Source organism: Bacteroides intestinalis DSM 17393 (genome assembly GCF_000172175.1).
Lineage (GTDB): Bacteria > Bacteroidota > Bacteroidia > Bacteroidales > Bacteroidaceae > Bacteroides > Bacteroides intestinalis.
On record NZ_ABJL02000008.1, the window covers coordinates 2148320 to 2161483 of the forward strand.

Annotated in this window: 12 protein-coding genes; 6 read left to right on the forward strand and 6 right to left on the reverse strand. The window is 40.3% G+C overall.

What is annotated here, in order from left to right; translation table 11 throughout:
* Positions 1 to 12: 12 nt before the first annotated feature.
* Positions 13 to 939 carry a transcription antitermination factor NusB gene (nusB, locus tag BACINT_RS18115; protein WP_007665678.1) on the reverse strand — a complete coding sequence of 309 codons (927 nt, stop codon included), beginning with the start codon at positions 937 to 939 and terminating at the stop codon, positions 13 to 15.
* 172 nt (positions 940 to 1111) lie between these two features.
* Here nusB and BACINT_RS18120 point away from each other — a divergent pair, with 172 nt between their 5' ends.
* The 5 genes from BACINT_RS18120 to BACINT_RS18140 all read left to right on the forward strand — a co-directional run bounded on the left by BACINT_RS18120 (position 1112) and on the right by BACINT_RS18140 (position 4461).
* Positions 1112 to 1555 (forward strand): PUR family DNA/RNA-binding protein, encoded by a 444-nt coding sequence (locus BACINT_RS18120; protein ID WP_007665681.1) that lies wholly within the window; start codon positions 1112 to 1114, stop codon positions 1553 to 1555.
* Positions 1556 to 1680: 125 nt separating this feature from the next.
* Complete coding sequence (locus BACINT_RS18125; protein WP_007665683.1) at positions 1681 to 2271, forward strand: 50S ribosomal protein L25/general stress protein Ctc; 591 nt, start codon at positions 1681 to 1683, stop codon at positions 2269 to 2271.
* Positions 2272 to 2435: 164 nt separating this feature from the next.
* A complete protein-coding gene (gene pth / locus BACINT_RS18130) occupies positions 2436 to 2999 on the forward strand; it encodes an aminoacyl-tRNA hydrolase (RefSeq protein WP_007665685.1) in 564 nt (187 codons plus the stop codon).
* Positions 3000 to 3034: 35 nt separating this feature from the next.
* A complete protein-coding gene (locus BACINT_RS18135; RefSeq protein WP_007665687.1) occupies positions 3035 to 3454 on the forward strand; it encodes an RNA-binding S4 domain-containing protein in 420 nt (139 codons plus the stop codon).
* A gap of 20 nt (positions 3455 to 3474) precedes the next feature.
* Positions 3475 to 4461 carry a Gfo/Idh/MocA family protein gene (locus tag BACINT_RS18140; protein WP_007665688.1) on the forward strand — a complete coding sequence of 329 codons (987 nt, stop codon included), beginning with the start codon at positions 3475 to 3477 and terminating at the stop codon, positions 4459 to 4461.
* Between the two features lie 87 nt (positions 4462 to 4548).
* On the opposite strand, the gene BACINT_RS18145 is transcribed toward BACINT_RS18140, so the two are convergent.
* Entirely contained in the window at positions 4549 to 4974 is a 426-nt protein-coding gene (locus BACINT_RS18145; protein WP_007665689.1) for an HIT family protein, read from the reverse strand.
* Positions 4975 to 5027: 53 nt separating this feature from the next.
* A complete protein-coding gene (locus tag BACINT_RS18150; protein ID WP_007665691.1) occupies positions 5028 to 7298 on the reverse strand; it encodes a cation:proton antiporter domain-containing protein in 2271 nt (756 codons plus the stop codon).
* A gap of 128 nt (positions 7299 to 7426) precedes the next feature.
* Between BACINT_RS18150 and BACINT_RS18155 the strand changes: the two genes are divergently transcribed.
* Complete coding sequence (locus BACINT_RS18155) at positions 7427 to 7750, forward strand: thioredoxin family protein (RefSeq protein WP_007665695.1); 324 nt, start codon at positions 7427 to 7429, stop codon at positions 7748 to 7750.
* 54 nt (positions 7751 to 7804) lie between these two features.
* On the opposite strand, the gene BACINT_RS18160 is transcribed toward BACINT_RS18155, so the two are convergent.
* The 3 genes from BACINT_RS18160 to BACINT_RS18170 all read right to left on the reverse strand — a co-directional run bounded on the left by BACINT_RS18160 (position 7805) and on the right by BACINT_RS18170 (position 13085).
* Positions 7805 to 9322, reverse strand: a complete 1518-nt coding sequence (locus tag BACINT_RS18160; RefSeq protein WP_007665697.1) for a hypothetical protein — start codon at positions 9320 to 9322, stop codon at positions 7805 to 7807.
* Between the two features lie 325 nt (positions 9323 to 9647).
* Positions 9648 to 10088, reverse strand: a complete 441-nt coding sequence (locus tag BACINT_RS18165; RefSeq protein WP_007665698.1) for a DUF6078 family protein — start codon at positions 10086 to 10088, stop codon at positions 9648 to 9650.
* A gap of 96 nt (positions 10089 to 10184) precedes the next feature.
* Positions 10185 to 13085: a triple tyrosine motif-containing protein gene (locus tag BACINT_RS18170; protein WP_007665699.1), complete on the reverse strand. Its 2901-nt coding sequence runs from the start codon at positions 13083 to 13085 to the stop codon at positions 10185 to 10187.
* Positions 13086 to 13164 lie beyond the last annotated feature (79 nt).

Consider the following 13164-nt stretch of genomic DNA (forward strand, 5'->3'; position numbering starts at 1 on the left):
TCAACAAAGATATCAGTTTTTAGCCAACTTACCTTCTTTTTTTAATTGATTAACTATTCCGTCTAATGTACCATTTACGAAACTTCCGCTCTTTATCGTACTATAGACTTTAGCAATCTCTACATACTCATTTAACGAAACACTCACAGGAATGTTCGGAAAACTTAGAATTTCCGCTAATGCACATTGCATTATTATCACGTCCATAAAGGCTACACGATCCAAATCCCAATTACGAGTATTCTCACTGATCAGATGACGATAGTAATCACAATTCAAGATGGCACGACGGAACAAACGACGAGCAAACTCCTGGTCCTCCTCATCTTTGAACTCAGGCAACAAAGTCTGATTGGCACCATTCTTTTCCTCAAAACGTTTGATTGTCTTTAGAACAAAAGTATCTACGATTTCTTTGTCATCATTCCAATAAAGGCTCTGGTCTTCCAACAAAGTATCCAATGCTTCGTTATTAAAAATAAATGCTTTATAGAGCTTTCTCCATAATTCACGGTCTGTTTCATAAGACTTATCAGGCGAAGCCATATATTCCTTATATATATCAGAAGCTATAATCTTCTCATACAACCCCTTGATAAAGTCTTCGTCATTTGTCCACGACCGTTTTTGGTTGGCAACAAAGTCAAGCAACTGCTTATTCACTTCCAGTTGAGAAACGAACTTGTTTTCTACGAATTTCATGTTGGGATACAACTCCTCCGCGGTCGGAGCTAACTTGGCTTTTGCCGCATCAATGCGTTTTTGTGCGTAAGTCGTCAGAGCCACCATCAGCATCAGCAAATAATTATAAAGGTCATACGCTTTCGAAAGACTAAAGAATAATTCTTTCTCCGCTGAGTCTAAATTTTTACTGCCATTCTGATAATAAGCATATACAATCTGTATAATCTTAAGACGAATAAGAACTCTGTTAATCATAAATCTATTAATCAATACTGTTGTTAACGAGTTGCAAAAGTAGACATTTTTAATGAGTTTACGCAAATAAATCACATTTTTTAATGCAGATATTCATTATCCGGGCTTTTTCTTTTGACAGTTTAAAAAAAATCGTCATTTTTGAAGCCAATTACAACAAGAAACCTAAAATATGGAAGACTTAAAGAAAAAAGGAGCGGACATGAACGATAAGGAGATTGTATTCTCCAAATCCATTAAAGCAGGTAAACGAATCTACTATCTGGATGTAAAAAAGAACAGAAAAGATGAAATGTTTCTCGCAATCACTGAAAGCAAGAAAGTGGTGACCGGTGAAGGCGAAGATGCGCAGGTAAGTTTTGAGAAACATAAGATTTTCTTATATAGGGAAGATTTTGAAAAGTTCATGAACGGTCTGAATGAAGCTATTAATTTCATTAATCAGAAAGAAATGCTGGAAGTTATAGGCGATATGAATGCAAAAGCAGATGCAAAGAATGTTATAGATGCAGATGCCGATGCAAATATAGAAGCAGCATTGGAAATGAATGAAAAAGGTATGGAATTGGACGGAGAAATCAAGATTGATATAGATTTTGAAGAGCCAACTCTTTGATAATTCAAAAAGAAGCTGTACTTTTGCACCGCTTTTTTGCAACATTGTGTGGTAACCCCACATCGTGCGATGGTGAATTAAGCAACAAAACAACTTAATTTAGAGTAACACAAAAAATTAAAGAAATGAAATCAATTGAAGTAAAAGGTACTGCAAGAACTATTGCAGAACGTTCTTCGGAACAAGCAAGAGCTTTGAAAGCTATTCGTAAAGACAACGGTGTACCCTGCGTACTCTACGGAGCAGGTGAAAACATTCACTTCACTGTACCCGCTGATGGTCTGCGCAACTTAGTTTATACTCCGCACATCTACGTAGTTGACCTCGTAATCGATGGCAAGAAAATAAACGCTATTATGAAGGATATTCAATTCCACCCGGTAAAAGATACTATCCTGCACGTTGACTTCTATCAGATTGACGAATCTAAACCCATCGTTATGGAAGTTCCGGTACAGATGGAAGGTTTGGCAGAAGGTGTTAAGGCCGGTGGTAAGCTGGTATTGCAGATGCGTAAACTGAAAGTGAAAGCTTTATATAACGTTATTCCTGAGAAACTGACTATAAATGTTGCTCACTTGGGTCTGGGTAAGACTGTTAAAGTTGGTGAGTTGAGCTTCGAAGGTCTGGAATTGATGAATGCAAAAGAAGCTGTTGTATGCGCTGTTAAGCTGACTCGTGCTGCAAGAGGTGCCGCTGCTGCTGCAGGCAACTAATCAGTTCTTTCGTAAGAAGACATATTCCGGAACGCGGGTTAACGCAGAAGACGCAGATTACATTAATCCGCGGACGCTGCGATAATCCGCGTTCCTCGTTTACTATTATTCTTATAGCATAGTTATTTATAGCTTATAGTTTTCTAAAAACATTATTCAGAAACATGAAATATTTAATTGTTGGATTAGGAAATATAGGTCCCGAATATCACGAAACCCGCCATAACATAGGTTTTATGGTAGTAGATGCATTGGCAAAAGAAGCAGGTGCCACTTTCAACGACGGACGTTACGGCTTTACCACTACCCTATCCGTCAAAGGACGCCAACTGTTATTACTAAAGCCTTCTACATTTATGAACCTCAGCGGAAATGCTGTGCGCTACTGGATGCAGAAAGAAAACATTCCATTGGAAAATGTGTTAATAATAGTAGATGACCTTGCCCTATCTTTCGGGACTTTGCGTCTAAAAGGAAAAGGCAGTGATGCCGGACACAACGGGCTAAAACATATTGCTGCTATTCTGGGTACACAGAATTATGCCCGACTTCGTTTCGGTATCGGTAACGAATTTCCACGAGGCGGCCAGGTGGACTATGTGCTGGGACATTTTACCGAAGAAGATCAGGAAACGATGGATGAACGCCTGAAAACAGCAGGAGAGATCATCAAGAGTTTCTGCCTGGCAGGAATTGATATTACAATGAATCAATTTAATAAAAAGTAGTTGGCAGTTAATAACTAACTTTCTCCAAAAAAATTATGAGTGAAGCAAGAATAGATAAATGGATGTGGGCTGTGCGCATTTTCAAGACACGCACCATTGCTGCCGAGGCGTGTAAGAAAAGCCGCATCAGCATCAATGGAGCATTGGCAAAGGCTGCTCGTACGGTAAAACCAGGCGATATAATACAAGTACGTAAACCACCTGTTACCTACTCTTTCAAAGTACTGCAAGCCATAGAGAAACGCGTCGGAGCAAAGCTCGTTGCAGAGATGATGGAGAATGTAACGACTCCCGACCAGTATGAATTATTGGAAATGAGCCGCGTCAGTGGCTTCGTAGACCGTGCTAAAGGCGCCGGCCGTCCTACAAAGAAAGATCGACGGAGTATGGAGGAATTCACTACTCCCGAATTTATGGATGATTTTGACTTTGACTTTGATTTTGAAGAAGAGTAAAAGAGAACACATTATATATTATGAGCGAAAAGAAGATAAAATGGGGATTTATTGGTTGCGGGGAAGTAACCAAACATAAAAGTGGTCCCGCCTTTCAAAAGGTAGAAGGTTCAGAAGTGATTGCCGTAATGAGTCGCGATGGAGCTAAAGCCAAAGCTTATGCTCAGGAAAGAGGTATTCCAAAGTGGTATAATGATGCTCAGGAACTGATTGATGACGAGGATGTGAATGCCATCTATATCGCCACTCCACCTTCTTCACACGCCACCTATGCCATCATGGCAATGAAAGCAGGTAAACCTGTTTATATAGAAAAGCCTATGGCGGTAACATACGAGGAATGCTGCCGTATCAACCGTATCTCAAACGAAACTGGGGTTCCTTGCTTTGTAGCTTATTACCGCCGTTATCTTCCCTATTTTTTGAAAGTAAAGGAATTAGTAGATAATGACACAATAGGTAATATTATCAATATACAAATCCGCTTTGCCCAACCTCCCCGGGACCTGGATTATAACAAAGAAAATCTTCCGTGGCGAGTACAACCGGACATTGCCGGAGGTGGCTATTTTTATGATTTAGCTCCCCACCAGATCGACTTATTACAAGATATGTTCGGCTGCATCCTGGAAGCTAATGGATACAAAAGTAATCGTGGTGGACTCTATCCGGCCGAAGATACTTTAAGTGCATGTTTCCAATTCGACAGTGGATTAGTAGGCAGTGGTTCCTGGTGTTTTGTAGCACACGACTCTGCACGCGAAGACCGCATTGAAGTTATCGGAGACAAGGGAATGATTTGTTTCTCTGTATTTACTTACGATCCCATCGCCCTGCATACGGAAAAAGGAAGAGAAGAAATTCCGGTTGAAAACCCGGAGCATGTACAACAGCCACTCATCCAAGCCGTTGTCGATCATCTTTTAGGTAAGTCTATTTGTACCTGCGATGGAGCAAGCGCAACGCTTACAAACTGGGTGATGGACAAGATACTTAATAAACTTTAATTAGTGATTAGGGGTGAGTGATTAGTGATTAACACCATGCGGTTATAGCGTAGCTACTAATCACTAATCACTCACCCCTAATCACTATCAAAGCTCCTTCTTCACCGCCTCAATCAACTCATTATATTCAGCATCCGTCAAGTATACCTTTCCCGGATTCATCTGAAATGTAGCACCATAATCAGGGCCATCTACATACTTCGGTGCAAGATGGAAATGCAAGTGTGATAATTTATCGGAATATGCACCGTAATTGATCTTTTCAGGATTAAAAGCTTTCTGCATAGCACGGGTTACACGAGTAACATCTTCCATAAAAGCATTACGGTCTTCATCACTCAATTCGTTCAAATCATTGACGTGGTCTTTATAAGATACAAGACAACGTCCTCTATAGGTTTGTTCTTTGAACAAAAATACGCGGGATACACTCAATTCAGCAAACTCAATCATCAGATTGTGCAGAGTCTCATTATTCTGACAATACAAACATTCTTTCGGATCACTTTTCATGATATTCTTGATTTATTATTTATGTTTACGGAGCAAAGATAAACTTTCTATCCTTATTCCATGTCGACATTCTCATTCTTTTGTCCCACTAATTTATACACATCTGCATTTTCTCCTACTATCCAGACCACGTCATCTTCCATAAATGGTTCATGCGGGTCGGGCGCGTGCAAAGTTTCCTCTCCCCTCTCCACACCTACAATAAGACAATGATACTGCTCACGAATACCGGATTCACGCATCGTCTTACCTAAAAATATGGAGTGGGCATCTACACGGAACTGACGCAAAATCATCTCACTCTTTTCAACTACATCTGTTTCTAAGATCGCTGCTTTCTCCATCTCCGAACTAAACTGATTCAGCTCTTCATCCGTACCTATAACCTGTATTTTATCTTCCGGGAAAAGGCGCACGGAAGCTCCCGGTATATTAATTCTCTTCCTTCCACGGAGAATAGAGACTACATGTATGCCATATTTCTTTCCGAAATTGAGTTCTGCAAGTGTTTTCCCTGCCCATGCCGACTCACCAGGTACTTCAAAATCCGTCAGGTGCAGATCACGGGATAGCAGACGCCCGGCATACTCCGGCTTTTTCTCGCCCATATATTCAGCACGCATATCACGATAACGAAGATTCTGAAAAAACTTCCGTTCTATCATGATAGACTGCTTCTTCAGTTGACGGGATAATATCATCATTATAACCAGCAAAACCGCTACCCCCAGCAACAGGCCGACAGAAACTTTAAACAAACCGGATATCACAAACATTACAAATGAAACAGCTATCAATATACGGATAACAATAGTTGCCACCAGCGGTGCACGATTTCCCCGGCTATCATTCCATAAAGTAACAAACTCAGCAGAATGATTCTTTTTAATCATAATAGCCCGCAAGAAAGGTGAAATAAACAAAATGATCACCACTGCTGCAAGCAATCTTCCCCAAATGCCGGGTATATGTTCCAGAAACAACGGAACAAGAAAGCGGAAAGCCAAAGCAACTACTGCAATGCTGACTATGGAATAAACAATCGTAATTCTCGTCAAAGCCAGAATAAGTTTCTTCCATAAACTCTCATGATTCATGGTCTGAGAACCGGAAGAATAATGCAACAAAAAGTTTTTCCATTTGACTGGCAAATGCGTATCAACGAAATTAGAAGCCGGTTCGGCAAAACGAATCATATAAGGGGTGAGGAAAGTAGTAATAACCGAAACCGCTACTACAATGGGATATAGAAAATCACTCGTCACATGGAGGGATACACCCAAAGATGCTATAATAAAAGCAAACTCACCAATCTGAGTCAGACTGAAACCACACTGCATAGCCGTTTTCAAAGGTTGCCCTGCCAGCAGAACTCCCAATGTACCGAATAAGGATTGCCCAAAAATTACTGCCAAGGTGATCACTATAATCGGAAGCGCATACTCCACAATCATGGCAGGATCAACCATCATACCTACCGACACAAAGAATACAGCTCCAAAAAGATCCTTCACCGGCTTTACCAGTCGTTCAATACTCTCCGCTTCTACCGTTTCGGCCAAAATAGAACCCATAATAAAGGCACCGAAAGCTGCGGAAAACCCTGTACGGGCAGCCATAACCACCATTCCGAAACAGAGGCCCAACGAAACGATAAGCAATGTTTCCTCACTCATCAATTTGCGACAACGTTTCAGTAATTCCGGTATCAGATAGATGCCTACCACAAACCAAAGTATCAGAAAAAAGAGAAGTTTTCCAATACTTTCCAGCATTTCCGATCCTTCGAAATTATGCCTCACTGCCATGGTAGACAGCATTACCATCAGCACAATAGCAAGAATATCTTCCAGTATCAGCACACTGAGCACTAACCCCGTGAATTGTTTCTTGCGCATTCCCAGATCATCAAATGCCTTATAAATAATAGTTGTAGAAGACATCGCAATCATACCCCCCAGGAAGATGCTATCCATACGTTGCCAACCAAAGCCTGTACCTACAGTAATCCCCAAAAGGATCATACAAAATATAATGGTACAGGCAGCAATGATAGCTGCGCCGCCCACTTTCACAATTTTCTTGAAGCTAAACTCCAGTCCCAATGCAAATAAAAGAAAGATTACACCAATATCTGCCCAGGTCTGAATATTCGCCGTATCCATTACAGAAGGGGTATATGGCATATGAGGACTCGCCAGGAAACCTGCCACTACATACCCCAAGACCAATGGTTGTTTCAGTTTCTTGAACAATAGCGTCATGACTCCTGCACAAATCAGTATCAACGCTAAATCATTTATCAAAGTAGCTAAATGTGACATATTATTTGTCCTTTCGTGTTTCTGCTGACAAAAGTAGCAATTTTTATAGCATAAATAATTGTTATGCCACAAACTTTTTTTCTTCCGATATTGTTGAATTAACAATCAATCATTCAAAACATATTATTATGGAAGAAAAGAAAGAAGTACGTGAAGAAAGAAATAAAGAGAAGTTGGCTAATGCAGATTGGGTTATGGCAGAATTTTATGCAACCTGGTGTCCGCATTGCAAACGAATGCAAACCATTGTAGAGGAATTTAAGAAATCAGTGAAAGGAATCCTTGAAGTGGTGCAAATTGATATCGACCAGGAAAGTGCGCTTGCTGATTTGTATACTATCGAAACAGTTCCTACATTTATATTAATAAGGAAAGGTGAACAACTTTGGAGACAATCAGGAGAAATGCCTCTCGAAAGGTTAGAGAAAACAGTGAAAGATCTTAAATCCTAAAAATGATAGCGAGGGATATGTTCAAAAATCTCATATCCCTCCTTTTAGTAATACTTATTTCGGCCTGCTATCAGGCATTAAAGCCATTTCAATTTTATAAGCACCTGCCGATTCAGGCAGCAACACCTTTCCTATGAAAGTTTTAAATCCAGTCCTCCTGACAACGCAAGTATGCTCACCCGGAAATGTATGTAATGCATAAGATTCCGGTCCTAAATACACAAAAGGTTCTCCATCTATTTCTACAACAGCATCCCTTAAAGCAATTCCACAGGGTGGTTTAATAGTACAGAGGGCCGTTTTCCCTATGACATTACAGGGTTCAAGCACTACTTTTGCCGGAGCATCCTTTCCTAAAACCACTTTCACCGTCTTTGTTTTCAATCCGCGAAGAATATATGTACCGGGAGATGCCCAGAAAGAACCGGACACACCTGCGGTATATGCGACTAATGACATCGTCTCATCAATCAGTTCTACCTGCCCACCGGCATCCTCCTTATTTTCTTTCTCAAATATGATTTGCTGAAGTTTGGACGCATCACAAACAAGCAGATTCTCTTTATCCTTCTCTACAGTAAACACACCTCTGACCTGATAATGAGAATCAACTGAACGATATTCGTAAGTGCCCACCGGTAGCATACCTGAAGCACGCATCCTCAACCTGTAACGGTTATCCCAGGAACCACCCGCATTCAATGGAATAAAATCCAGAAGAGGAATCCATATCTTCATATCCGGCGCCTTGCCTGTCACCCTGACCGGTGCACATTCAGAGTGAACAGCGTAATCAAAATAAACCGTTTTAGGTTCTCCCTTTGCATCAAATTTCTGAAAAGAAGTTTCTTTGTACATAGAATCTATTGTACAAGTATAGTCACCATCAGGCAAATATACTTTAGAACCAGGTGCATAGGAACCTATTTTCAATCCATTTTGATTAAGCTGTATATTATACTTTATCCTTCTGGGGGCATTCTTCATTCCCAAAGTTATCCGAGTGAACGAAGGTAATATAACCTTTACCTCTACATTCTCTCTCACCTCAAAAGTATCAGCTATTGCGTACACAGAATCTCCACCAAAACACCAGTAAGAAGCTCCTTTGGGAACATAAATCCTGGTTTTCCAAATACCGATTTTATTCTTGACAAGCGGTGAAGTATAAGTCAGCAAATGACTAAGTTGCCCTGCAGAAGCAACAACCTGAGGTGAAACCCGGAAATCGACCTTTACATTTTTCGGAATATCAGGACAGGTTATTGATGCCGTAACGAGTTTAAACCCTTTAAAACTGATTTTTGTAGAAACATCCGTTTCATCCAAATTTATCAGGCCCCTACAATGGTAATGCCCATGAGAGATTATAAAGCTCCCAGTTCCATTTACAGGTAAAGCAACTTCCGCTACTCCTTTTTTATCAGTAATAATATCAGTAGCTATATTAATCCCTTCACGTCTTCTTTCAACGTATCTAATATGAATTGATGCACTCACCAGCGGATTTCCATCAATTCCCGTCAAATGAAAACTTTGGCATACTAGTTTTTCGTCGTTATCTCCAACCATAATGCGAATCTTAAAAAAGTGCTATTTTCGTGTTTTATAAAAAATACCCGGCCAAAGTTAAGGATATTTTCATTATTACAATTCGCCAACTCCCAAAAAATTAATCTAATTGAAATTCTTCTTTATTCAGAGCAAGCTTTAAGCAACTACCATCTAAGTTAAACGGCTTTTTCTCGCTATAGAAAGAATATATTCTCACCACATTGAGAAGAAATACTCATCTCTTTGAGTAAAGACTCTCACCGTATTGAGAAAATATTCTCAATACGGTGAGAATAGCTGAGAAAAAGCAGAGCTATTACCGCCTAATATAGTAGCAAGGATCTTACTCCCAATCATACTTCTCCACATACGTGTCATACACAGGTTCTTCCTTGATTCCATGATTAAGGAAAATCTGACGAATGTGCTCCTGCTGGGCAGGAGTAGCAAGACGTTCATGGTTTTTGATGCGATAATACATATTTCTGCCAAGGAAATTATAAATCTCACGTTTAATGACAAGAGCTTCGGCATGCGGAATCTTATCCAGCAGATGAGTGATACCTGAGGCATAGCGTTTCATACGATCAGGTATAAAAAAGGAACAGGGTTCAACTTCCTGAGAAGCTGTGAGAGCAGGATTCACAACACAAACAACGGTGAGCTGCAAAGGAATGTAGGAGGTTACCAGGTAACGCAGACATTTGGCGGCGCGTGGACATTTTGTGTTAAAGCAATGAGCGAAGGCGTAAGGCACCTCGCTGTAGTCAAAATCGGGTTTCATATTCTATTATAATAAAAACATTATTCAAAGAAAGCTCTATGCATCTAAAACGCACATCAAAAAGCACTGACAAAGATAGAACTTGTTTTTCAAACTCTACAGTTGATTACTCAAATAATCCGTCAAGCTATCTTCACGCTCCAAACCAAACTTCTTACGCAGGCGGTAGCGAATGGTTTCGACACCACGAACGGAGATATTCAGCAAAGGAGCAATTTCCTTAGTGGAGAGATTCATCTTCAAATAGGCACACATCATGCGTTCATTATTAGAGAGATCGGGATGACGGACATGAAGCCGCTTCATGAAATTATTATGAATCAAATCGAATTGATCTTCGATACGCTTCAAAACTTCATCGCTCTGGATATTGGAATCTATCTTGCTATTGATGACTAAAAGGAGTTGCTTGCCTTCGCGAGCCCCCTCTCCTCTCAACGAAGAAGCCACTTTGATGATCTCCGATTTAATCTCGGTCAGCATCTCATTTTTGCGAACAAAGTTTATCATCAGGTTGGCCATCTCCTGGCTTTTGTGCTGAAGGTCATATTCCAACTTTTCTTTTTCCAGCTGTACGATCTGCTTTTCACGGCGAGCTTTATCAGCTTCAAACTCCTTTTCCATTTCATGCAGTTCCTTATCTTTTTCTACAACTGCCTGCTCTTTTTTACGCTTCACACGAATATCATCCCAACGGTAAATATACCACAAACCTAAGAATGCAAGAATAATATAACAGACATAAGCAGCTACACTACGATACCACGGCGGAAGGATACGAAAAGAGAGTTCATCCGACGAGGTAGTGCCATCCGGATAAATAACCTTCACCTCAAAAGTATAGTCACCTTCAGAAAGATTGCTATACTCTTTAATACGCACAGTAGTATAGTCGGACCAGACTCCCTTATTTAAGCGATACTGAAAACGAATATCATCACCATCCAAATCAAAAAAGGCAAGTCCATATTCAAAACGAACGGAATTTGATGTGTAGTCAACCAGGAGGGAAGGCTTTTTTCCTAAAAAATTAGCTGTATACACCAGTGAATCCTTAGGATAAGTAAGATACATATTCCTTATATATACAGAATGAGTCAGATCTTGCCTATGCCTCACTTCGGGAACCGTAAACAAAGCAAAACCTTCTTCATTGGGAATTACCATGAGCGAATCGGACAAAGGAATGATTGCCTCATAATCCTGTCCCAGTTCAAGAAAAGACTGGCGGATAGGGTTGATACTGGTATTGGCTCCTCTTTTATAAGTTCCCAGATTAGCTATACAGATCTCATGGGGACTCAGACTGATAAGACGTTCGTGATATTCCAGCAATCGGGTATAAGGGACAGCACCATTTAACAAATTATTCAGGTCACTACATGGTTCCATCATATCCTTGTGGACATTATATTTATAGATGCCGTGAGGAGTAGTAAAATAAACACGCCCTTCTATTTTAGCAACGTAAATCTGGCGTTCCACCGGAAACCCTTCTTCCACACCATAAGATTTCACGCTGATTTGGCGGGTTAGTTCTTCACTTAATTCAACACGGGTAATGCTACCGGAATTATATATCCACAATACTTTTGCTGATTCTTGTTCAAACAGACGGCACGAGTCCTGAAAGCCATCTATCTTGCAAAGTACACGCCACTCTCCCGATTGCTTCTCCAAAAGATAAAGGCCGTTATAGACACCGACATACATACGATCAGGATATCCCATTACTTCCTGGCAATACCAGGCGCCCGTGATATCTGTGATTCGGTACATGTTCGTACCTTTTATTTGAAAAATGCCCCGGTCGTGCAGGCAAAAGAGATCATCTCCAATCTTACAAAGATTCCAGACCTGACCACTGGATTGGGGGATGGGATGGATATCCGGCAAATTACCGTTCAACCGCACCGGATAAGAGGTATAATAAAGACCACGATTAGTTCCCAGATACAAATAGCCGTCTTCCATAGCAGCCGTATAACCTGTACCATAAGAATAAGGATACGAATATAGATTGGTGAAAGAGGAACTTAAAGAAACATAGTCCACACCGCTATCCAGCCCTGCCCACAAGTTACCCCGGCTATCAAAGGCTACAGAAAGCACTGTATTATTACGTAATCCGTTATTCTCATTGAAGTATTTTACGTCCATCGTGGAGCAATCTATCAATAACAGACCTTTATGAATAGTTCCCAGAGCAATTTTATCATCCTGAGCAGCCACACAGAAAACTTCATTTTCACACATAAAATCTTCGGCACCAGTGACAAAAGGTACTGTGGTACGCCCGTTGCAATAAAACAAGCCATTGTAAGCAGTAACCACAATAACACCACCACCTTTATGAGGAATAATTCCACGGATACGATTGGAAGCCAGAATATCAGCCCCCTGTAAAGGGAAGAAAGTATTTCCAACCAATACCCACACGCCATGATCAGTACCTATATAAAGAATGCCATTTACCATATTGGAACAATCTATTTTAGCATTCATTTCAATAGCGGTGTATTTACCATTCAGATATTTCACTACACGATCATCACCTTGTATATAAAGAATATTATCAGCTTCGTGGATTCCCCAGACATTACCAACAAAACGGCAATCTCTTTCCAGCGTATCGGACATACAATGATAGACCAACTCTCCATCTTCCGACGGTTCATAATACCCGAACTCATTAATACCACCTGCATAGATACGCTTTTGGGTAGTCGATGCCAGTACAGAACGTACATCAGAAAAGTTATTCATCGGAAATACCGTCCAGACGTTTCCATCAAACTGCACCATACCGTTCTTATTTGCAAAGTACACCCAATGATCATCATAAGGAGCTATTTTCCAAGTCTGAGCACCTTTACCATAAAGGCTTTTATCGAAATTAACAATGAAGCTATTCCAACCGGCAACTGCCTTACCCAAAGGGAGTAAAAGAAGAAAAAATAGAGTTACATATAGGAAATAAGAGGATATCCGCATCATAATATTAGGTTTTACAAAGCAAAGCTATCACTTTTTTTACAAAAAACAAATAAAAAAAAGAGATACATTCTTTGTAGAA